We start from the raw sequence: 22332 nt of genomic DNA, 5'->3' as shown, positions 1-22332 counted from the left end.
TAGCCAAAGATGGCCACCTGGCAGAGCTTCGTGAACCTCGGGTGCAGAGTTTCCCAGGAGATATGAAGTCTGGTGAGCACCGACGGGCGGTTGGAGGTTATGAGCAAGTCGGCGTCGGCGAGCAGTTCGCCGCATCGCGTTTGTCCTTCCTGCGTTTTCATGTCCAGCCGGACGAGTTCCTGCCCTGCCGCCATTTCCCGATACCATGCGGCACTGTAGAGTTCCATGGGATCGCCGGCCGGCGGTTCGACCTTGACCACTTCTGCCCCCATGCGGGCGAGGCGATTCGCCGCCAGGGGACCAGGGAGGTTGAGGGCAAGATTGACGACCCGAATGCCGCGCAAGATATCCATAGATCACCTATCCTGCTCTTATTTTGCTGATCTAGTCGCTTTGACAGGATAAAGTCCAGAAGCTAAGTATGAGATGCAATCTGTCTTCCCTCAAAACCGTCTGGGAGGACCAAGGGAGAATCCATGGACCGCGACGTTTTGATCGTGGCGCACCGTCTAGGAGACTGCGAGGTCCCCCCGGACCAGGATTATGCCATCTCCCTGATTTCGCCCCAGGATGCACTCGGTGTCGCCCGGCTGACCTACAGCGTCTATGGAGACCAACATCCCTTTGATTACGTTTACGATCCTTCCGAGATCGCCCGACGGTACGCCTCGGGAGCCCAGCACGCCGTGGTGGCCAAATCCAGTCGAGATGACGTGCTTGGCATGATAGGTATCTACCGCTGCTCGCCCTGGCCGCGTCTGTATGAGCTTGCCCAACTCATGATTCTCAAAAACCAGCGCAGCAAGGGCATGGCCCGCGATCTCTGGCTTCAGGCCATGGAACGGCTGCCAGACATGGCCCAAGCCGGAGCGATTTTCGGCGAGGCCGTGTGCACCCATACCTTTTCGCAGCGCATGTGCGAAACCACCGGCATGATTCCCTGCGGCATCGCCATGGACGCCATTCCTTCCCGCGCCTATTCGGACGATTACCGGCACGGGGACCGGACTTCGCTCGTATTGACCGTCAAGCCCATGCTCTTCACCCCGCAGACCGTCCACCTGCCGACCGCCTACCGCGCAGCTTACGTCGACTTTTGCGCCAGAGCCGGCCTGGACAGACAGATCGAGGCCGGTTCCCAGGCGACTTTGCCCGAATCTTCGCGGGTCGAGATCATCGATTTCGAGAAAGCCGCCTGCATCAAGGTCTGGGTTCACGAGCCGGGTCGCGACCTGGAAAGAATCGTGTCCGACCTGGAGCACAAGGCCGGAGACAACGGCATTGTCCAGGTGATTTTCGATCTGGGCCGGCCGGACGCTCCGGCGGGAATTGAGACACTCCGTTCGCGGGGCTATTATTTCGGCGGTTTCATGCCCTACTGGTTTGAAACGGACGCGCTCATGCTGCAACGCCGCAGATCATCATCCTCGTTCAAGGATCTCAAGCTGTACGGAGACTCCATCACCGCCATCGTTGCCATGGCCGAACGTGACCAGCACCGCGTTGCGGTGAGCAAAGCGGGCTGGGGCGAGGTTCCAAAGGGATAGCACAGTTCCAACTAAATCTTTAATGACGCGGCTCAGTTGAGGGTCATCTGCTCATACGCCCCTTGCTCCTGAGGGGGACATCGGCGTGAGCGGCTGAGCAGACGCATGGCTGAAACGAGCCATTTCCTGGCATCGATCATAAACCGCGGTGAGAATATCTGCAGCTTTGTCCCTGATCTGACAGTCCAGCCACGACATCGGATGTCCCATCAACACGACGACTCGCCCTTAAAAAAAGAGAAACCCCCGGCGTGAGCCAGGGGTTCTCTTGCCGCCGTCACTCCCGAATCTTGCGATGGAGTTTTTCCATGAGCGACTCGGATGCGCTGGACAGACCCTGAATGACCAGGGCCGATCCAGTTTCGCCGGCGACCCTGCCAAAGGCAAGGCCGGAAGCAATACCGGCGGAGACGCCAGCAGCACCGAGAGCGCTTACGGAATAGGTGGTCGCGCCGAACACCCCGAGGAAGGGGGCTGAAACGACCAGCAACGGTCCGGTTGCGGCAGCGGCAGCAGCGCCGAGCATGGCACCGCCGAGAATCATCACCCCTTTGAGTAAAGGCATTGTGTGCCTCCAGCTTGTAGAAAGTTGACGATATACCAGGGTAATTTCTCTAACAACTGCTTGAATATTCAAGTTATGTATAGAGAAATAGGCCTGTAAGGCGATTTTGCTCGTCAACCCAACTGACTGGAGGTCTTTTTGCAATGCTGCAAGATTTTTTGAAAGCTGGCTACCCCGCGCTGTGCGTCTTAACCCAAGAGCCAGCCCGGGCTGAAAACACCCTACCGTTTGTTGGTATCTGGAGTTTTTTCGCCTGGTGCTGTGCCAAGGGCATCCGCCAAGCCGGGTTCCAGCAAGTCACAGAGGAAATCCGCGACCCGGTCGAAGCCATCAATTGGCTCTCCGGTCAGCGGGACACCGTCCTTTTGGCCCACAACCTTCATCTGTTCCTGGATTCTCCTGAAGTCATTCAGGGCGTCCAAAACGGCATCCAGCTCTGGAAGTCTCGGGGATCATGCCTTGTCATGGTCTCCCCGGTCATCCAGATCCGCCCAGAGCTCAAATCCATCTTTACGGTCATCGACCTGCCTTTACCCGACACCGACAGCCTCTATTCGCTGCAACACGATCTCGGGACTCCCCTCAACATCAAACCCAACAAAAAATGCGCACGTTTGGCTCGCGGACTCACTGAGTTCGAAGCCGAGTGCGCCTATGCCCTGTCGCTGGTCACCAAACGCTACTTCTCTTCTCGCGTCGTTTCCCAACTCAAATCCCAGATCATCAGGAAGTCCGGTTTGCTGGAAGTATGGGAGCCCGAACATCTCTCCTCAGTAGGAGGGCTGTCGCGGCTAAAGCACTATATCAAAACGCGGGCTCAAGCCTTTATGCCCGGCAACGAGCATTTGCCTTGCCCCAGAGGCGTCCTCCTTGTGGGACCGCCTGGCACCGGCAAGAGCTTATGCTGCAAAGCCGCCGCCTCCATTTTGGGGTGGCCGCTGATCCGTCTGGATATCGGAGCCCTCAAAGGCTCCCTGGTCGGGGAATCAGAACAAAAAATGCGCCAAGCCCTTCGGATTATCGAGAGCTTCGGCGAATGCGTCTGCTTCCTCGACGAACTCGAAAAGGCCTTCGCCGGGGTCAAATCCTCCGGCGAGACCGACGGAGGTTCCACCTCCGGAATGTTCAGTCACTTTCTGACCTTCCTGCAGGAACACCGCTCCCCGGTCTTCGTCATGGCTACAGCCAACGACGTGACCAAACTCCCGCCGGAAACCATGCGGGCCGGTCGGTTCGACGCCATCTTTCTGGTGGACCTGCCGACTCTGCCCGAACGCCGGGAAATCATCCGCATCGTCTCCAAACGCTACGGCGTCCAGATCCCTCTGGAATACGCCGAACGCCTCACTGGCTGGTCTGGTTCGGAAATTGAACAGCTAGCCAAGGAGACGGCCTTTACGGGCCTGGAGGAGGCTTATCACTCGATAGTGCCCCTGTCCCGGACCATGCGCGAGGACATTGAGTCCCTGCGCAATTGGGCGCGCACTCGTGCTCGTCTGGCCAATACGCCGGAAGACGAACCCGAGGAGTCCCGAAAAATTCGGACCACGGCCGCCCCGGCGCCGGCCGGCATCCAATAGGAGGCCGCCATGAGTCACATCTCAAAAATAGAAGTCGCCATCACCGACCTTGAAGCCCTCAAAAACGCCTGTCACAGGCTGGGGTTTGAGTTCGTGGAGGGTGCGACCACCTACAAGTGGTACGGCCGGGTGGTCGATCCTGAGAAATATCCCCTGCCGGAAGGCATGACATTGGATGATCTCGGCAAATGCCACCACGCCATCCGCGTCCCTGAAGCCGATTATGAAATCGGCGTCGTCAGGAGAAACGGCAACTACCTGCTGCTGTTAGACTACTGGGATTCGAAACTGAAAAACCGCGTCGGCGAAAACGGCGGCCGGCTCAAACAAGCCTACGCCATCGAGCGCACCCTTCGGGAAGCGCGCCGTCGCAACTTCAGAATCAACGAATCCCGCACCGAACACGGCATCCGCCTGACCCTGTCCGCTTAAGTCACCAGCCGCATCCTCGCGGCTCCATCCCCGTACCGGCGACAATTACCCGGCGCTTGACGCGTCAAGGGGGGCTTTTCCCATGAAACAGATCGTCGTGGACATTCTCGATGACGGCGAAGTCCGCATCGAGACCAAAGGCTTTTCTGGTCCGGTCTGCCTGGCTGAGTCCCAGTTTTTAAAGGACCTGCTCGGCACCGAGACCGCCCGAAATCTCGCCGCGTCGTTTTACCAACGCCAAGGCGTCGCTGTGAAACGTCACATTCCGCTTTGCGGATAATCCCAAAGGAGATGCGCCATGAGTTACGACACCCTGTTTGCTAAGGCCTGTCTGCTGCAACTGTCCACGTCCTGCTGGACTGGAAGCCGGTCCCTCAACTCGGCTGTGCTGGAAAGCGTGGGCAATACTGAATGGCTCAAGGGCAAGAAGTTCCTCATCAACCCGGAACTGCTCTCGCCGATCAAGACCAGTATTCAGAAGGCCCGGCAGCTGCTCCAGCGCAGCGCCCTGCCTTTTCCCCTGTCTGGCCTATATCTCATCCCCAAGGACTCCATCGCCGACATTGACGGCCGCATGGACGCCATCAAGGACGAGTATTGGGATAAGGTCGATACCTTCATCGACTTTTACCAGGAAGCCCGCGAGGAAGCCCGGCAAGCCTTGGGCGACCTCTTCGCCGAAGCCGACTATCCGCTCAACATGCGGGAGAAGTTCAGCTTCGAGTGGCGCTTCGTCACCCTGGCCACCCCCAAGAAGTCCGGCATCCTGACTCCCGAAATCTATGAACGGGAGAAGGAGAAGTTCAAGAACCTCATGGACGAGGCCAAGGAGCTTTCCATGGCCGCGCTTCGCGAGGAGTTCGGCCACATCGTCAGCCACCTGGTGGATCGTCTCTCCGGCAACGGCGACGGTAAGCCCAAGGCTTTCAAGTCGACCATGCTGGGAAAGATGCACGAGTTCCTGGATACCTTCGGGGACCGCAACGTCTTTGACGACGACAAGCTCACCGAGTTGGCTGCCCAGGCCAAGGAGATCGTCGGCGGCATGACCGGCTATTCCATCTCGTACAACGATGTCCTGCGTCAGCAGGTCACGGGCGAGATGGGACGGCTTAAGTCCGCCATCGACGCCGCCATCGAGGAACTGCCCCGCCGCAGGATTCGCCTCGACGGGGAATCCCTTCAACAAGCGGCATAGCTGAAACCCACACCAAGCGCGGGGGAGACATTACCCAATGTCAGACCCCGCGCTTTTCTATTGCCCCAAAGGAGGCAGCATGATCAGGTTCTCGAAATCGAAGCTCAACACGTTTTTGTCATGCCCTGAAAAATATTACCTCTTTTACGAACTGGGGCTGCGTTCCCCGAAGTCCTCGCCGACCCTGGTCGAAGGCTCCTGCATCCATCATCTGGTGGAGGCCGGCGTCATGTACCGGGACCGGATCGACGACGTGCTCGAACAAGCCTCTCTGTCCTTTTGGCTGGAGAACACCTTCGAGCGCTGCGGCTACGAAACCCAAGGCGAATACCTGGCCGCCCAGGCCAAGTGCTTCATGCAGGCCCAGGCTTTCCTGGACCAGCTTGGTCCGGTGACCGCCCGGCATATCGAGCTCCGGGTCGATACCCCGCTCATTCATCCCATCACCCTGGTCGAGCATCCGGAGATTACCCTCACCGGGTTTATCGACATGGTGCTTGTCGGGCCTGAAGGGGATCACTGTGTGGTGGACCTTAAATCGGTCCAGCGCATGCCCCGCGAGGGCATGTCCCGGGTTGCCCTGGAACTGACACTCTACGCCTACCTGTATTCCTTGCCGTTTGAGGCTCAGGCCTTGCCCGCCATCCCTGTGGCCCTGGTTTACCTCATTCGGACCCGAACGCCCCAGGTGCATTTCGACGAGTCGCGCCGGTCCATGGCCCATTTCGTCGAACTCTACAACATCTGCCGCAAAGTCGCCCAAGACATTGAGCAGGGGCATTTCTGGAAGAATCCGGGAATCCACTGCTCGTGGTGTGATGCGGCCAGCGCCTGTTACGGCGAGGAGCAAACCGCCATCGCCACCTTTGGCCGGGAAACTTGGGACCGCTATCGCGAAGACCAGGAGCGTCGCCAGGAGATCAATCTCCCCGACGCGGTCAATCTCTGAAAGGAGGTTCCCATGCGCTGTTTCTGGTGCAAAGATATCATCCTCCCTGAGGAGGATTGCGTCATGCTCCCCGGGAGCTGTTCCAGGGCGTTAGACTCGGAAGAGGCGGAAACTATGTTCCATCCCGCCTGCTTGTTCAGATTTGAGCGGCAGATTCTGTGGGGTAAAACCAAGGAGCATTTCGATGTTTCATAAAGCCCATCGCGGCACTTCGAAACTCCGGCTGGCCCTCATGGGGCCGGCCGGCTCCGGCAAGACCTTTTCGGCCTTGCAAATTGCCAAGGGACTCGGCGGCAGGATCGCCATGATCGACACCGAACGGGGCAGCGGATCACTGTATTCGCATCTCGTCGATTTCGACGTGGCCGAACTGACGCCGCCGTTTTCCCCAGACAGATACGTGGAAGCCATCAGTGCCGCCGAGCAAGCTGGCTATGCGGTGCTCATCATCGACAGCCTCAGCCACGCCTGGGCTGGCCCTGGCGGCGTTCTGGACATCCATGACAAGGTGACCAAGGCCGTGCGCAATTCATTTACCGCTTGGCGCGAGGTCACGCCGGACCACAACCGGTTGGTCGACGCCATGCTTGGCTCGGCCTGCCATGTGATAGTCACCCTGCGCACCAAGACCGCCTACGAGGTGGTGAGCGAAGGGGGAAAAACCAAGGTCGCCAAGATCGGCCTTGCCCCGCAACAACGCGATGGGCTCGAATATGAGTTCACCGTCGTCTTCGACCTGTCCATCGACGGGCATGTGGCTACTGCCACCAAAGACCGAACCAGCCTTTTCGATGGCAACTACTTTACACCCGATGCCGAGACCGGTATCAAAATACTGGAGTGGTTGAATGCTGGAGGGGCTGCGTCGGGAATTGACGCTGCTCAGACCGTGGCGGATGACCAACCTGTCGAACCGGAACGCAAAAACGCATTCTTGCTCGACACCCTGGACCGCATGTTCAACCAGTTAGGCCTTGGCACCCATGTCGAGGCGTATCAGGCCTACGTATGCGAGCGCTACGGCGTCTCCGGCCTTGAGGACCTTGAGGCCAACCAATTGACCGAGCAGCTTAACCTACTGCGCCAATGCAAGATGCGAGAAGAGAAGCTGAAGCAATTAATAACAATTTTAGAGCAGCACAAGAAAGCTGCCTAACCCTTTTGCCGGGTCGAGAAATCGACCCTTTTTTTCGAAATGAAAGCATGCCTAGGAAACATGAAAAATGAGGTACCCGCTCACACCCTCTGGACATTTTTTATGAAATGCCCATTGTTTTCAAATGGATCACGCCATGGCGTCAGCCAAGCTCATTACGTCTGAAGTGGTCAGGCACACACCGTGGCCCATGCTGGGCTTCGTCCATGAATTGAATGTCGAGAACCGAAAGCTTCGACTCGAAATTGCAGCACTTCAGGCTAAGCTCAATCAGAATTCCGCCAATTCCAACAAGCCTCCCTCATCTGACAGCCCTTTCAAGCCCAGGGCGAAGAAGACCAACAAGACCGAACCCCGCAAAAAACGCATCGGTGTCCGCCAGCAGTGTCTGCGGCCCACGGAAATCACGGAACTCCATCCCGGTCCGTGTGCATGCGGCTGCCCCGACCTGATTGATCCCGAGCCCTACTACATCCATCAACACATCGAGATTCCCGAGCCCAGGCTCGATGTGGAACACATCATCCTTTACCAAGGCCGTTGCTCTCGGTGCGGCCGAATGGTCAAGGCTCTGGTCCCGCCAGAGAAACGCACGGGCTTTGGACCCCGGCTTTCGGCCAACATCGCCGAGCTTTGCGGCATCCATGGGGACAGCCGCCGCGCTGTGCAGGACTACCTCTTGTCCGTCTTCGGCCTGCCCATCAGCCAAGGCGGGATTCAGAAAGTCATTGATCGGGTCTCTCAAGCCATCAAGCCACATTACGATAGCATCGCCAAGGTCGCGAGAAACGCACCGGTTGGACATGTTGACGAGACCTCATGGCGTCGCAAGGCCAAACTGGTCTGGCTTTGGGTTCTGGCCAGTTCCCGCGCCGCATTGTTCATGATCCATCCCAGGCGCTCCAAGGCCGCGTTCGAGGAACTTGTCCAGGGATGGTCCGGCATTCTGGTTGCCGACGGCTACGCCGTGTATCGCCAATGGGTAGGCCTGCGACAGGCCTGTTTGGCGCATCTGATCCGGGAGGCCGAGGGGCTGGCCGAGCGCAAGGACGCAGCCTTGGCCCAGTGTGGAACCTGGGCGAGAGACGAACTTAGGCGGCTGTGCCATATGGCCAAAGCTCCGCCTACCGTCGGCGAATGGCGGGCGTTCATCGCGCGACTCCATCGCTTGATTTCGATCTACGGCGATCGCAAGGATCCCGCTGGGAGGCTGGTCCGTCACCTGGAACGTGAGATGGAGCATTTGTGGTTGTTCCTCCAAGAGGCCGGCGTTGAGCCGACGAACAACCTCGCGGAGCGGACGTTGCGCTTCGGGGTGCTCTGGCGCAAGAGAAGTCTCGGAACCGCCAGTGAAAGTGGTGACAACTGGGTCGAACGCATCCTCAGCTTGCGCCAGACGTGCAAAATTCAGGGAAGGCGAACCTTCCCGGTGCTGGTCGATGCGATGGCGGCCGCTTTTCAAACTCGGTCTCCGAACCTGGATTGGATTCAGGCGCTGCTTATCCCGTGAGCGCTTACAAAATGAGACGCGAATGAATGCGAAAACTTTTTGCGGGTGCACACAAATCGCCAAACAATGGGCTCTTGTGAAGATCAGATCTATAGTAGGTGAAGATAAGGTTTATTTCTCAGTGTATAAGCAGGCATATTTTTTTAAAAAACAGTTAAAATATTTTACAGTATGGGATACTGAAGTTTTTGTGAAACGTTTCCAAAAGAACCATATTGCTATACGGCTCTTTGCATCCGTTAAACGGTGTTCTCCGCTGGCAGACATCAAAGCTTCAAATGTTAAAATTTCCTGGGATTTGAATGGTACACGCGTTGGTGATGCCAAAAAAATCCGTGATTTTATCACTCAAAACGATTTTTGCTTTATAAATGATAGGCTTGAGCGAAGACTCTTTGAAACAACATACTAATGATGGTTGGCAACTCATTGACAATGCCTTAGCTGAGGCTATGGTTGGCCAAGCGATCCGATATTTCGGCCTGGAATGCTCAAATTGTCAAAGATCTCAAGCTAAAGCGGCTTAACAGCAACTCCGAAAGTCGAGTATCCAATGAATCGCTTGATAGTGACGTCGCCTTCCCGGGGGGCGGGTTTTTTTTATCGGGCACCTGCGTCGGCAGGCGCAGCGTTAGCCTCTGGGTGGGGCAGGGGAGCGTAGGTCCGGGTCGAAAAGCAGCACCAGCGAATATTCCCCGGCGTCTTCCAGGATGGCCAGGGCGTAAAGGCCACGCAGCCCGGTGCGGGCGGCAAGCAGGGGGGGCAGGGGGTGGATGCGGGCAACGGGCAGCTGAACCAGGTCAACAGGGCCGCGAACCAGGATATCTGTCCGGGTTTCACGCAGCCGCATGGCCTGAGGGGGGGGCTGGTGCGCCTTGGCGGGGGGCGTCAGCCCGAAGAGTGTCTCGAAGTCGTCGATATCTGCAGCGGATGAAGACTGGCGTAGCTCGGCCACCCTGGCTGCCTCAAGGCCGACTCGGCATCCGCCGGCCGTGAAGAGCACCACGGCAAGCGTGCCGACCGCCCCTCGGGCTGCGATCTCGCTGCTCATCCTAGGCCTCGGGAGAATTCGGCGAACATGGTGTCGATGTTAAGCACGATGACTAAGTGCTCCTGAAAGTGCACCACCCCAAGCGCCAGCAAGCGCATACGCTCGGGCAAGGTGGCGGGGGGCGGCTGGACGCTGCTTTGGGGCGCGTCGATTACGTCTATCACGCGGTCGACGCGCACGCCGCTGCTGACGCCGCCGCCGCGGCCAAGCAGCACCGACGAGCAGGTATACGCCCCGCTGTCCGGCAGCCCCAATAGCTCGCGGGGGCGTATGACCGATTCGATGTCGCCGCGTACGTTTATCACCCCCTCTATGGACGGTGGACAACCCGGTACGAAAAAGACGTCGACCTGGGCCAGAATTTCACGGATATGGTTTCCATGAAAGGCAAACCAGTCATTTCCGAGGGCGAAAACAACAAGTTTCACCGTGGGTTCGTCCACATCCACGATGGCGTTGTCTTTGTGGTGTTTGGTCAGCACCTGATCAAGGGTCATCTCATTCATGTCTTGCTAGGCTCCCCGGGCTGGGTGGTATTGGGGACAACGCAGTTGCGCCCGTTCCGCTTGGCCTCGTAAAGCGCCCTGTCGGCAGCTTCCCGCAACAGTTCGCCACTTGTATACGCTGGATAACCGGCCACGCCTGCGCTGAAGGTGCACGAGAACTCCCCGCTGGCCGAATGGAACACCACTCTGGCAAAATCTTTGCGCAGCTCGTCGATTAGGTGTGTAGCGCGATCAAGCGTTATGTCTTGGAGAATGGCCGCGAACTCCTCGCCGCCGTAGCGTCCGATAATGTCGGAGCTGCGCAGCCGCTGCCGCAGCACGCGCGATAAAGCCAGGAGCACCTGGTCGCCCACCAAGTGGCCATGGGTGTCGTTGACCAGTTTGAACCGGTCAAGGTCCATCATGGCCAGGCACAGCGAACCGCCTGCGCGTTCGGCCGTGGCCAGGGCGTTCTGGAGCAGGTGGGTGGTGGTGGTGTGGTTCAATAGGCCCGTCAGACTGTCGCGGGCCATGAGCGAGCGCAGGATGCGCATGCGTTCGGCCAGGATAGTCACCGTGGCCACCAACTCGCAGGGCACGACAGGCTTGGTCATGAAGCCTTCCGCGCCGACGCGCATGGCACCGAACTGTTTTTTGCGGTCCGGCTCGCTGGACAGGTAAATGATAGGCAGGCCTACGTGCTCGGGAACCTGGCGTATCAGCCTGGCTAAGTCTAGGCCGTTGCATTCGGGCATGTACATGTCCATGAGTACCATGTCCGGCAAGAACTCCTGCAACACCTGCAGCACGCTGGACGGGTCGGTGACTTGATAGGTCGCCATGCCGGCTTCCTGCAGGATGATGCTGTGGTAGCTTGCCAACCCTGGCTCGTCGTCCACCACCAGGATGCGGTAGGGTACCGGCTGCTGCTGGTGGGTCAACTCGTCGAGGGCGGCCACCAGCTCGCTGACGTTGGCAGGCTTGTGAAAATAGGCCGCGCCGCCTGCCTGCACTGCGGCCATGCGGGCCGCGAAGTCACTTCGCGCGGACAGAAAGATGGCGGGAACGTCACAATTGCCTGCTCTGCGCCGGACTTCGGCCAGTGCCTCAACGCCGGCGATTTGCCCCTCGGGAAAATGAATGTCTAAAATTAACGCGTCCGGCCGCCGCCTGTCCACGGCTTCAAGCAGGGCCGTGGTGTCCGTGAAGGATTGGGTTTCGTAGCCAAAGCAGGCCAGCTGGCTGGCGAGATTTTCCAGCGTAAGCACCTCATCGTCGCAGATGTACACCAACCGGCCGCTGCAATCAGCGACGGACTGGATGGAAAAGTTGGGCAGCGTGAACTCGGGATTATCGCAGCCGGGAAGGCCGCAGAAGAGCGAGCAGGCCTCGCTGGCCGCCTTCTCGATGCGGCCCAGGTACTCGCTTAGGCGTTGCTCCCAGTTTTCAGGGACAGGCCGGGCCGGAATGTCGAGCAGCTTCGCAACAAGCCCCTCGCCCAGAGTTACGGCGGCACCCAACTCCTGAAATCCGAAGGAGCTGCCCGTTCCCTTGAGGTTGTGCAGGAAGCGGTGCAGGTCCACGGCGGCCGCATGATCTTCTGGGTCGATCTTAAGCCGCTCGAATAGTACATGCGCGTGCCGTATCCGGGCGGGCAGCTGCTCGACAAAGGCCGCGCGCAGCTTTGCGATTTTTTCGCGGGGTGAAAGGGGTTTGGTGTCGGTCATGGTGTGTGTTCCTTTCAGGCCTTGCCCCTTGCTCGCAGCGCATTGGCGATAACCGTCGGCAGTGTCTCGTCAAGGCTGAAATCTTTGATGAGGCAAGCGTCAAGCCTTGGTTCCTGTATCAGGAGCCCCTCAGGCTCGTCGCCGGTGAGCAGGATGAAGGGCAGGGTGTTGCCAGTGGCGAATAATTGGCGAAACAGGTCGATGCCGGTCATGATTGGCATATTCATGTCGCTGACGACCATCTCGATCGTGGGGTCAACGCGGAGTTTGCTTGCCGCATCCAGCCCGTCCTGGGCAAGGATAACTTCGTGGCCGATGTCTTCAAGCACGGCCCCGGTTAGCTCTCCGGCCATCGGGTCGTCGTCCACCACAAGAATTCGCATGGGTTTCCCTTCCGTTGCACGGTTGCGGAGCAACCGGCAGGTTGTCCTGGCCCATGCAGCCTATTATGCCACAGGCTGCATGGCGGCGTCATCCCAGCAGTACGCGCAGAGTTTCCGCCAGGTTACTTTGAGCAAAGTCGCCTTTGACGATATAGGCATCCGCGCCAACCTGAATCCCACGGCGCTTGTCTTCCTCTTTCTCACGCGAGGTAATGATGACAATGGGTTTGTTACGGTATCTCTCTTCCTGGCGCAGCCTCGCGGTAAGGGTGAATCCGTCCATGTTTGGCATCTCGACATCGGTGAGCACAGCGTCGAAGTCGCCGTCAAGGGCCTTGCGTAAGCCGTCGACACCGTCTTCCGCCAGGGTTACGGCATACCCGTTAGCTTCAAGCACATCCTTTTCGATTTCGCGGGTATTCATCGAGTCGTCTACAACCAGTATTGAGCGACGGCCGCGCTCCTCGTGCTGAGCGCGGTCCGAACGGGGAGCGGTCCGCCTTGCCAAGTCGATGAGGCCTGGCGCGTGCAGAACGCTGACCAACTCGGTTCCGCCGGTGGTCACCATGCCGGCCATCAGTGGCAGATTGCGCATGTGCTCGGGCAACGTTTTGATGACCATGTCGCGCTCGTCAAGCAGGTCGTCCACCATAAGGGCTATCTTCTCGTTGCGCACCCGCAGCACCAGAAGCAGCACGCCAGGCGTGCGCCCAGCACGACCAGGAGGACGCCCGGCCCGGGAGGGTATGCCGAGCATCTCGGCGAGGTGCGCCACTGGCACGAACTCGTTTCGGATAATGACGGCCTCGCGTTCGGCCACGCGCAATAGGCTTTCTCGCGGCAGGCGCAGCAACTCTTCAACATATTGCGAGGTAAAGCCAAAAGCCAGACCCTGGGCCTCCACGAGCACGACGCGCATGACAGCCAGAGACAGTGGCAGGCGCAGTGAGAACGTAGCCCCCTGGAGTGGGCAGGTCTCCACGCTGATGGTCCCCCGGAGGTCGTCTATGACGCACTGCTTGACCACATCCATGCCCACGCCGCGTCCGGACAGATCGGTGATAATGCTGCTGGTCGAAAACCCCGGCAGGAAGACAAGGTCGATGCTCTCCTCGTCGGAGAGCGACGCGGCCCGCTCCTGGCTGACGAAACCTTTTTTGACCGCCTTAGAGCGCACTGCCTCAAGGGGTATGCCGCCGCCGTCGTCGGCCACGTCGATCACCACCCAACTGCCGTCCTGGCGCGCCGACAGGGTCAGCTTGCCCTGAGCGGGCTTGCCCGAGGCGGCGCGGGTTTCTGCTGTTTCCAGGCCGTGGTCAACGGCGTTTCGAATAAGGTGGATAATGGGGTCGGAGAGCTTGTCAATCATCTGCCGGTCGAGTTCTATCTCAGAGCCCTTCACCACGCACTCGACCTGCTTGCCCACGGAGCGGGCCATCTCGCGCACTAGGTGGGCGGCCGGCTCAAATATGATGGCCAGCGGAAGCATGCGCATGACGAGCATCTTGTCGTGCAACTCATCCTTAAGCACCTCCTGGGCCTGCACGTCGTCACGCAGGTCTTGTACGAAGCGGTGCAGACGAGCGGCCACGGGCTTCGCGACGCTAAGGGCCAGCTCGTTTTCAAGGGCGCGTATGTCTTTGAGCCGCTGGCGCATGCTGGCGTGGCTGGATACCACCTCGCCCATGAGCTTGATAAGCTCGTCGAGCTTGCCCAGCCGGACGCGGACAGTTTCCGCAGGTTTGAGCCTTGGCTCTGCCTCCCCTTGAGGGGCGGGCTTGGCCGCGACGCTGCCCACCAGGGGGGGCTGTGAAGGTGCGGAAGGGGTCAAGGCGCTCGCAGGCCCGGCGGGCGCTTGCGGCTGTGCCTGGGGGGCGGCCTGGCCAGGGGAAGAAGCGGGCGTGGCCGCAGCCGAAAGAGGCTTGGCTGCGCAAAGCAGCTCTGCAGGCATGGGCGGGGAAGCCGGGTCGGCGGGTGAACGGTGCTGTGCTTCAACGTCCAGGCCGGAAACGGCCAGCGTCAGCGCCTTGAGCAGCGCCTGGTCCGCAGGTGGGAGGCTGTCGCCGTCTGGCTTCTCGGCCAGCCGCTCTACCAGGGCGGACAGGGTGTCCGTTGCGCTGCAGAGCAGCTGCGCAAGCTGCGGGGTGGGCTTCAGGCTGCCGTCGCGCAGCGCGCCCATTACGTCTTCAAGCTTGTGGGCGGTCTGGGTGATAGTGGTCAGCTTGAGCATGCGCGAGGAGCCTTTGATGGTGTGCACCGAGCGGAATATGTTGTCGATACAGGCCTTGTCGGCGTTGCCCGTCGCCAGTTCGGATAGGCCCTCGCTGAGTTTATTGATGTGGTCGCGCGCCTCCTCGGAAAAGCGCACGATATATTTCTTGATGTCTATGGCCATGTCTACCCGCGCTTCGCAGGCTCGCCCGCGCGGGGCAGCCTGGCCAGTTGATGTTCGCAGAGAAAGCGGATGTCTTCCGGTGGCAGGTCAAGGGGCACATGGCTGATGCCGGTGTCTGGTGCGCCGCCAGCGAGGAGTTGGACAACAACGCGATACGAGCGGCGTGCAAGTTCTGTTTCGCCGTTGTTGCGGTACAGGTCGGCCAGGTAGTAGTGCGCGGGCCAGCACGCCGGGTGGGCGTAGACCACCTGCTTGAACCAGCTGATGGCCTCTTCGGGATGTTTGCGCCACCTAGCGGCCAGGCCAAGCAGGAACTGGGCGTCTGCCGACCATGCGTCAATCTGCAAGACGGCGTGGGTCATCTGCTCGGCGGCGGAGAAGTCCTTGCGGTTCAGCAGCACGTGCGCCTTGAGCAGCAGCGCTTCGGTGTCTTGCGGGCGGACGGCCAGGGTCTGGTCAAGCAGGGGAATGGCTTCGTCGTATCGCTTCTCTCGCGTCAACCGCCTAGCGGCTTCGAGCGGGGCGGATGCTTCTGCCGTGTGGGCGGGCCGCTCTGGCGAAGCAACGGGCGGATCGAGAGACGCGGCGGGCGGCGTAGCCGAAGCGACGGGCGGCTCTGTGCTGGCAGAGAGCACTGCTGTTTCTTTTGTCGCCGGCTCCTTTTTGACGAAGTAGTAAAGCCCCGAGTCTTCCACCAGCGACAACACGCCAAGGTTGTTGGCCAAAGTCTCCGTGGCTCCGAGAAACAAGACCCCGTCGTCCTTCATGATCGAGGCCAGCCGGCCCTGGATGACCTTGCGCGTAGGCAAATCGAAGTAGATCGACACATTGCGAAAGAAGATGATGTCGAAGTCGCGCACGGACGGCGGGAATGTGCCCTCGAGCAGGTTGAGCACATGGAACTCCACCAGATTTTTCACGTAGGCTTTAAGCGCATAGCCCGAATGTTGTTTGTCGAAATACCGTTCTGGAGTTCCGGCAGGCACGCCCCTGAAAGAGAACCGGGTGTAATGGCCAGCGCGCGCCTTGGCCAGGGCCTTGCTGTCGATATCCACTCCGGTGAAGGCAAACAGCTTGGAGGCTGCCTCGCCGTACTTGTCGGCAAGCGCCATGGCCAGGGAGTAGGGCTCCTCTCCGGAGGAGCATCCGGCGCAAAGAACGCGCACCGGCGTCCTGCCCGCCCGTAAAACCAAAAAGTCCGGGGCCATCTTGTTGACGAACAGGCTTATCTGGTCGGGCTCGCGGAAAAAATAGGTCTCATTGATGGTGATCAGGTTCACCAACTCCTGAAACTCGGCCGGGTTGGCGGTAAGGTGCGCTAGATACGCGGCCCGGTTAATTCCAAGCGCTCCGATGCGTTCGTTTAGCGCGCGGGCGAGGGTTTCTTCGTTATTGCCTTTGATCAAGAGGCCGCAACGCTCCTTGATAAGCGGGATGAACAGGGCGAGTTCGGGATTTACGGGCGTCATTGCGCCCTGTCTCGCGCCGGCCGGGGCGCTTGCAGGCTGGCCATGGCCCCGGCGATGGCATCGATGGGAAGCACGCGCCGCACCAACCCTGCCTCGATGGCCACGCGGTTCATGCCGTAAACCACGGAACTGGCCTCGTCCTGGGCCATGGTGGCGCCGCCTTGTTCGCGTATGCGCGCAAGTCCTTTGACGCCGTCGTTGCTCATGCCCGTCAGGATTATGCCCACGGATCTGCTGCGGAATACCTCGGCAACGGAGCTTAGCAGCAGGTCGCAGCTGGGGTGGAAGACATCGGTGGGCTTGCACTCGACCAGTGCCACGCGGCCCCTCGGGGAGACGCTCAGGTGGCGCTCGGAGGGCGACACAAGAACCTCGCCACTCCTGAGCGGTTCGCCCTCGACCGCAAGACGCACGGGCAGCTTGCACAGCCCTGAGAGCCACTTGGCCATGCCCGGGGCGAATCCTTCCGAGATGTGCTGGGCTATAACCACCGGGCAGGAAAAATCATTCGGCAGGGCAGACAGTATACAGGCCAGGGCCTGCGGGCCGCCGGTGGAGGAGGCGATGGCGAAAACGTGTGAATAGCAGCCGGAAGCGGCCTCCGAGCGCAACGCGGACGCCGTTTCGGCTTGCGCCCTGGGCGGGGCCGGGCGCTGCGGGGCAGATAGCCCGGAGGCGAGGCCAGGCAGCGGGTACGTCCTGGCCTCGCCCATGCGGGTCACCATGGCCACCCCGGCCAGCAGGCGCACCTTGGCGACAAACTCGGCCCTGGACTCGCGGGTGAAGTCAGGCTTGCTCATCGCGTCAAGGGCACCCCTGCCCACCGCCTCAAGGGCATTATGCGCGTCGAGCACGCTTGTCACCACCAGGATGGGCAACGCCTTAGTGCGCATGATGGTGTCTATTGCCTCAAGCCCGGTCATCACCGGCATCTCTATGTCCATGGTGATGAGATCAGGCTTGAGATCCCTGGCCAGATCGACTGCCTGGCGACCGTTGGTCGCCTCTCCGACGACCTCGATGCCGTCATCGCTTTCCAAAAAGTCACGCAGCATCGCGCGCGCCAGGCTGCTGTCGTCGGCGATGACCACGCGGATTCTGCTGTGGGCGGCGGGGGTCATACCGTATCGATAAGCTTGAATTGACGAACCAGGGCGTCAAGCTGCGCCGACAAGGCCGACATCTCCTTGCTGACCTGCGAGATGCGGATGATGGACTGCTCGGTGTGCGAGCTGGCGATAACAATCTCGCGCAGGGCCACCACCACCTGGCTGCTGGCGATCTGTTGCTGCTTGGTGGAGAGCGATATCTGCTGGGCCGCGCTTGTGGTGTGGCTGGCGGCCGTTACTATGGTGGCGAGCCGTTCTGAAGTGTTGGCGCTGGCCGCTGTGCCTGCAGCGATGACGGCGCCGCCCTTCTCTGAGGTGATGACTAGGCGGTTGATCGAGTCCTGAATTTCATTGATCTTGGTTTCTATATCCCTGGTAGAGTCTGTCACGCTGTCGGCCAGGCGGCGAATCTCGCTGGCCACCACCGAGAAGCGCTTGCCCGCATCGCCAGCGCTGGAGGCCTCCAGGGCGGCGTTGAAGGCGATGAGCTTGGTCTGGTCGGCCACGGCATTTATGATCTCCATCACCTTGCCGATCTGCTTCGACTTTACCCCAAGTTCCACAATTTCCTGCAGGTTGCGCTGGTTGTCGGTCTGGATGTCGTTCATTCGCTCCAGCATGGTCTGCATGGCCTGCGAACCGACTTTGCTGCTTTCGAGGGTCTGGCTTGCGATGTCCACCACGGACTTTGAGTGTTCGGCGATCTGCGTGGAGGAGGCCGAGAGTTCTTCCATTGTGGAGGTTATCTCGGCCACCGAGGAGGACATCTCGCTGGATGTGGCCGCCTGGCCTTCCACCGCCCCAGCTATCTCCTGAGCTGCGGCGTACACCTCGGCGGCGTTGGTACTGACCTCAGCCGCTAGGTCATGCAGCTTGCGTCGCATCTCGCGCATGGCGCTGGCTAGGGCAGCTATCTCATCGCTGCCTTCAAGGGGGATGTCCACGGACAGGTCGCCTTTGGCCATGCGGTTAACCGCCTCGACCACGGTGTTGATGCGCCCCACAAGGTGCCTGGCCACCAGCATGGCCAACCCAAAGCCAAGCAAGATGGCCAGAAGGCCGGCCAACACAGCTTTGGTGCGCGTTTGGGAGAGCATTGTCTGGTAGCGGCTGCTGTCCATGGCTATCTCGACCACGCCGACAGGCTTTCCGGAGAAGTCTTTCACGGCGGTGGCGTAGACGGCGTAGGGCACCCCGTTATGCTCGCAGTCGGCTAGCTGGGGTTCTCCGCCCATGGCTTTTTTGAGAACGTCCAGGGGCAGGAGCGGATTCTTGCCCAGGGTGGAGCACATGGTCTTGAAACCCTCTTTGTCCAGCAGGAAGAGGCCTGCATCCACGCCGTTTTGGCGTTTGAACTCGTCGAAAAACGGCTGTCCGAAGGACATGCCGAACTCCACCGAGCCAACATGCCTGCCCCCGGCGAACACAGGCACCATGCCCCGCACGCCAAGGCCCGCCACGCCACTTTCAAGGCCGCGCGTGGGCTTTTGGTCTTTGTTGGTGGCAAGCACGGTGAACCGGAAGGTGGACATGTCGTCGCCAAACTTTTCGGGCAGGTGCACGCGGAAAAAGGAGGTTGCCGGGGGGGTGTGGAACTGGAACTGCTCGACGCCGTAGTCCTTGGCTAGCTGCTTGAAGCCAGGCACGAACAGGTCACTTAAGGCCGAGCGGTCGCCTGCGGCGAACTTTTCCTGCACCAAGGGGATGCTGGCGACCACGGCACTCATGGTCTCGGCCATGCGACTTGCGGCGTCGATGCCGTTGAGGATGGCCTTCGAATGGGCGTCAAGTGCGTTGCGCTCAGCTTCGCGTATAAGGCTGCCCATGCTGGCGAGGTTGTTTATGGTCAACACCGCGCAGACAATGCCGATGGTGGCACCCACGGCCAGCATGATCTTGGCCCAGAGGCGAAAATTCTGAAACATGAAAGCATCCTCGTTCGGGATTGGTAATGACACGCGAAAGCTCGACCCGCAACGGTTAGGGTGACGGTCTAATAGAGCCTATACAAAAGCGCCACCAGCCGCAAGACGGGTCCAGATGGGCGGGTCCAGATGGTGCGCCGGTGGCTGTGGCGTACCCATTGAACGGGCGAACGCAATTGCGCAGCCAGACGGCAACCACGGGCGAGCGGAAAGCGCACGAGCGGAAAGCGCAAAAAGAGGTGGCCTAGGGTATGTGTACGCTCCGTGTTGCCGTGAGGAGAGAAGGTGCGTGTCGTTTTGACCCGGTCAAGCCCGACACTGGCGCATAATTTCACGTTTTGTGCGCCGGTCACACCGGTATGGAATAGAGGATGAAAGAGCCTTACGGTTATGTGGTAGCGCGCCACACCGACCCCAAGTCATGAGTTGACGGTCGCGAGGCCTTCTTCGGCGAAGCGTTGACAGGGGCCCGCACGGGCTTCTGAGTTACTTTTCCCCTTATCATTGGATGAATGGTGGAAAAATTCTCAAAAAAATAGTCACGGGACAGGTCCCTGCCCGGTGGAGGGCGACGCTGGGTCCGGCAGAAAAAAAGCTGCACCTCTTCTCTGCCGGACTCTGGGTCTGCTCTGCCTCACCAGCTTGTATTTCCCTTCGACGATCTTCAGTCGCCCCGCTGCCCGGAGCTGCTGCACGGTCCTCGGCCGCGTCCCCGGCGGCACGTCCAACTGCATCTTGATAAGACCGGTGTAATACCGGGCAATCACGCGCTTGATGCGCTCCCTGGTTTCCCGGTTTGTGTGCTCACTGAAAAGCAGCTGTACCTCCCCGTCCTTGTTCAGGGAGGCAACCGCGCCCTTGGAGCGCAGCCAGTGGAGGGGATCGAACATCGTGGGCATGGTCGGTGAGTATAAATATCTGCGCTTGAGCGCAACCGGCGTCTCTGCTACCCCGTCGCCATGCTCAAGACGCTGAAAAACGAAAAGCCCTGGGCGATCCTGAAAGTCTCCCGACGGCAGTACGAAACAAAAAGGCCCTGGGTAGCGGCCAACATGCCACGCCAGAAGTTTGAGGAGCTCCTAACCAGCCTACCAGATGGGTTTGTGGATCATTGTCATCGTGACGCCGAAGCCGACCGACTGGTCGAAGCGATCTTTGGGAAGGTGGATTAGATCATGGAATGGCTCATCATCGGCGTCGTCGTGCTCTTCGTCCTGGCCCTGGCCGGTATGCTCATCTGGAAGGCCAAACACCAGCCCGGTAGTGTCCACGGGGACTTCCGCTTCGACCAACACAAGGGGCTGGAGACTTCCAAACGCGGCCTGTTCGACAGGACTAAGTTTCGGTGAGTAGGGCAGCTCTAATCCTTAATCTTAGCCAGTGCCCCGACATGCACGCCCTGCTTCTGGAAGCTATCACAACCCTTCGTCATGCTGGCTTCGATGATCAGGCGCATGAACTGCATCAACGTGGCCTGAATATACCATCCTGGCACCGCATGGCGATCTTGGTGGCTGAGTACATGGAATTGGATATCATCGTGCGAGGGAACCCTTCTGACAATATCCTTTAATCACGGCCGGACCAATAACATGAGACATATGCGATAGACAGCCGCCGCCTCCTCCCCAATCAGGCGCGGTCAGGCCCGGCCCGGCGGAGGAAAGCTACACCTCTCTTCTGCCAGGCCTTGTTCGTCTGAGCGCTTGAACAGCAACTGGCGTTGATGCTACCCGTCGCCATGCTCAAACGACTGACGCAGGGAAAACCCAGGGCTAAGCTCCGCATCACCCGCAAACAGTATGAAGGCCGGCAGCCCTGGATGGTTGCAGGCATGAACCGCAAAAAGTTCGAGGAGATCATCGTGGAATTGCCCGATGAAACCATTGACGCCCTTTACCGTGACGCCGAAGCTGACCGGTTGGTTGAAGCTATTTTCGGGAAGGTGGATTAGATGACTACGCCCATCCTCGTACTCAGTCCCGACAGTTGTTTGGACATGTATTCCTTGCACCTCATGGCAATAGGCGCTCTCCGTCAGGATGGGCTCCATGCTCGTGCTGAAAAACTGCACCATCGCGTCCTGGGTGTGGCTTCCTGGGACCAGATGATCGAGTTGGTAGGAGAGTTCGTGGAACTAAGGTGGATGTAGATATCACGGCAGGCAAACGGCCCTGAATCTTCCGGCCAACGTCGCCTGGGTGGGTGACTGGGGCGGATGGGCTCAGGAGAAGAGGGTAGGGGGGTAGGGATCGCATGATTTGAAACTATGCAGGCTAATCTCCTTGCCTGCCTGATCGGTCGCTTCGAGCTTGGTCGGAGGAGTAAACCGAGAAGTAATTCAACGGCTGCGGTCTGAGTATTTGGACAGGCGTTGGTACCCCGGTTGGTACCCCAGGCCATGTATCTGGATGTATCTCCGTGTACCGCTGTGCATGTCCAACTCACCGAAATCATTGGGCGGTGCGGGGCTGTGTCCATTCTCTCACGCCGCTAACAGGGGTTCAAATCCCCTTGGGGACGCCAAGAAAATTCAAGGGTTTACGGCAAAAATGCTGTAAACCCTTTTTTCTTACCCAACGCTATTCCCAACACACAAGGGGAATTTGTTGGGTTCGCCCCGTCTTCCCATCACCCACGCTGTCAAACAGCACCGAAAAGTGACCCCCAATCAGCGTCCAAAATTGACCCCCTCGATGTTGATGTCCGCCCTCCATCTAATCGGGGGGGGGGGGGCGCCTCATTGGCTTCTGTGCTTGAGCCTCCAGCTATCGTTGCCAGTCTCGATGATCTCGCAGTGATGCGTCACACGGTCCAAGAGCGCCGTGGTCATCTTGGCGTCTCCGAAGAC

At 59.4% G+C, this 22332-nt stretch carries 21 protein-coding genes; 10 read left to right on the top strand and 11 right to left on the bottom strand.

Going from position 1 to position 22332, the window contains the following annotated elements; genetic code table 11:
- Nucleotides 1-353: CoA transferase (locus tag GTA51_RS18370; RefSeq protein WP_211922653.1), on the bottom strand; the 353-nt coding region annotated here is incomplete at its 3' end.
- 123 nt (nucleotides 354-476) lie between these two features.
- Here GTA51_RS18370 and GTA51_RS18365 point away from each other — a divergent pair.
- Nucleotides 477-1547 carry a GNAT family N-acetyltransferase gene (locus GTA51_RS18365; RefSeq protein WP_160963715.1) on the top strand — a complete coding sequence of 357 codons (1071 nt, stop codon included), beginning with the start codon at nucleotides 477-479 and terminating at the stop codon, nucleotides 1545-1547.
- 277 nt (nucleotides 1548-1824) lie between these two features.
- Here the strand turns inward: GTA51_RS18365 and GTA51_RS18360 are convergent, their stop codons facing one another.
- A complete protein-coding gene (locus GTA51_RS18360) occupies nucleotides 1825-2112 on the bottom strand; it encodes a hypothetical protein (RefSeq protein ID WP_160963185.1) in 288 nt (95 codons plus the stop codon).
- Between the two features lie 143 nt (nucleotides 2113-2255).
- On the opposite strand from GTA51_RS18360, the gene GTA51_RS18355 reads away from it, so the two are divergent.
- The 8 genes from GTA51_RS18355 to GTA51_RS18320 all read left to right on the top strand — a co-directional run bounded on the left by GTA51_RS18355 (nucleotide 2256) and on the right by GTA51_RS18320 (nucleotide 9349).
- On the top strand, nucleotides 2256-3692 hold the full coding sequence (locus GTA51_RS18355) for an AAA family ATPase (protein WP_160963713.1): 1437 nt from the start codon (nucleotides 2256-2258) through the stop codon (nucleotides 3690-3692).
- A gap of 9 nt (nucleotides 3693-3701) precedes the next feature.
- A complete protein-coding gene (locus GTA51_RS18350; RefSeq protein ID WP_160963711.1) occupies nucleotides 3702-4124 on the top strand; it encodes a DUF1257 domain-containing protein in 423 nt (140 codons plus the stop codon).
- An 82-nt stretch (nucleotides 4125-4206) separates the two neighbouring features.
- Complete coding sequence (locus GTA51_RS18345; RefSeq protein ID WP_160963710.1) at nucleotides 4207-4404, top strand: DUF2997 domain-containing protein; 198 nt, start codon at nucleotides 4207-4209, stop codon at nucleotides 4402-4404.
- 18 nt (nucleotides 4405-4422) lie between these two features.
- On the top strand, nucleotides 4423-5322 hold the full coding sequence (locus GTA51_RS18340; protein WP_160963708.1) for a DUF3150 domain-containing protein: 900 nt from the start codon (nucleotides 4423-4425) through the stop codon (nucleotides 5320-5322).
- Nucleotides 5323-5401: 79 nt separating this feature from the next.
- Nucleotides 5402-6271, top strand: a complete 870-nt coding sequence (locus GTA51_RS18335; RefSeq protein ID WP_160963706.1) for a PD-(D/E)XK nuclease family protein — start codon at nucleotides 5402-5404, stop codon at nucleotides 6269-6271.
- A gap of 184 nt (nucleotides 6272-6455) precedes the next feature.
- The gene (locus GTA51_RS18330; RefSeq protein WP_160963704.1) at nucleotides 6456-7427 is read left to right on the top strand and encodes an ATP-binding protein; all 972 of its coding nucleotides are present in this window, start codon (nucleotides 6456-6458) and stop codon (nucleotides 7425-7427) included.
- Nucleotides 7428-7563: 136 nt separating this feature from the next.
- Complete coding sequence (tnpC, locus tag GTA51_RS18325; protein WP_246198224.1) at nucleotides 7564-8937, top strand: IS66 family transposase; 1374 nt, start codon at nucleotides 7564-7566, stop codon at nucleotides 8935-8937.
- Between the two features lie 22 nt (nucleotides 8938-8959).
- Entirely contained in the window at nucleotides 8960-9349 is a 390-nt protein-coding gene (locus tag GTA51_RS18320; RefSeq protein WP_160963702.1) for a hypothetical protein, read from the top strand.
- 219 nt (nucleotides 9350-9568) lie between these two features.
- Here GTA51_RS18320 and GTA51_RS18315 read toward each other — a convergent pair whose 3' ends face one another.
- The 8 genes from GTA51_RS18315 to GTA51_RS18280 form a co-directional block, all read right to left on the bottom strand.
- Nucleotides 9569-9988, bottom strand: coding sequence for a hypothetical protein (locus GTA51_RS18315; RefSeq protein WP_160963700.1), 420 nt, complete (start codon nucleotides 9986-9988; stop codon nucleotides 9569-9571).
- Nucleotides 9985-10494: a chemotaxis protein CheW gene (locus GTA51_RS18310; protein ID WP_160963698.1), complete on the bottom strand. Its 510-nt coding sequence runs from the start codon at nucleotides 10492-10494 to the stop codon at nucleotides 9985-9987. Before GTA51_RS18310 ends, GTA51_RS18315 begins: the two co-directional genes overlap by 4 nt.
- Nucleotides 10491-12200, bottom strand: a complete 1710-nt coding sequence (locus tag GTA51_RS18305) for a response regulator (RefSeq protein ID WP_160963696.1) — start codon at nucleotides 12198-12200, stop codon at nucleotides 10491-10493. The genes GTA51_RS18310 and GTA51_RS18305 overlap by 4 nt, the downstream gene beginning before the upstream one ends.
- Nucleotides 12201-12214: 14 nt before the next feature.
- Nucleotides 12215-12583 carry a response regulator gene (locus GTA51_RS18300; protein ID WP_160963694.1) on the bottom strand — a complete coding sequence of 123 codons (369 nt, stop codon included), beginning with the start codon at nucleotides 12581-12583 and terminating at the stop codon, nucleotides 12215-12217.
- Between the two features lie 88 nt (nucleotides 12584-12671).
- Entirely contained in the window at nucleotides 12672-14978 is a 2307-nt protein-coding gene (locus tag GTA51_RS18295; protein WP_160963692.1) for a hybrid sensor histidine kinase/response regulator, read from the bottom strand.
- Between the two features lie 2 nt (nucleotides 14979-14980).
- The gene (locus GTA51_RS18290) at nucleotides 14981-16447 is read right to left on the bottom strand and encodes a CheR family methyltransferase (RefSeq protein WP_160963690.1); all 1467 of its coding nucleotides are present in this window, start codon (nucleotides 16445-16447) and stop codon (nucleotides 14981-14983) included.
- Nucleotides 16444-17568, bottom strand: a complete 1125-nt coding sequence (gene cheB / locus GTA51_RS18285) for a chemotaxis-specific protein-glutamate methyltransferase CheB (RefSeq protein WP_160963688.1) — start codon at nucleotides 17566-17568, stop codon at nucleotides 16444-16446. The genes GTA51_RS18290 and cheB overlap by 4 nt, the downstream gene beginning before the upstream one ends.
- Nucleotides 17565-19481 carry a methyl-accepting chemotaxis protein gene (locus GTA51_RS18280; protein WP_160963686.1) on the bottom strand — a complete coding sequence of 639 codons (1917 nt, stop codon included), beginning with the start codon at nucleotides 19479-19481 and terminating at the stop codon, nucleotides 17565-17567. The genes cheB and GTA51_RS18280 overlap by 4 nt, the downstream gene beginning before the upstream one ends.
- Nucleotides 19482-20656: 1175 nt before the next feature.
- Between GTA51_RS18280 and GTA51_RS20675 the strand changes: the two genes are divergently transcribed.
- Nucleotides 20657-20830: a hypothetical protein gene (locus tag GTA51_RS20675; protein WP_170300346.1), complete on the top strand. Its 174-nt coding sequence runs from the start codon at nucleotides 20657-20659 to the stop codon at nucleotides 20828-20830.
- A 1391-nt stretch (nucleotides 20831-22221) separates the two neighbouring features.
- Here the strand turns inward: GTA51_RS20675 and GTA51_RS21320 are convergent.
- Nucleotides 22222-22332, bottom strand: a 111-nt coding sequence (locus GTA51_RS21320; protein ID WP_246198130.1) for an ATP-binding protein, incomplete at its 5' end; no start/stop codon positions are given.

It is taken from the genome of Solidesulfovibrio aerotolerans (assembly GCF_009856865.1).
Classification (GTDB): Bacteria; Desulfobacterota; Desulfovibrionia; order Desulfovibrionales; family Desulfovibrionaceae; genus Solidesulfovibrio; species Solidesulfovibrio aerotolerans.
This window is presented reverse-complemented; position numbering and strand designations above follow the sequence as displayed.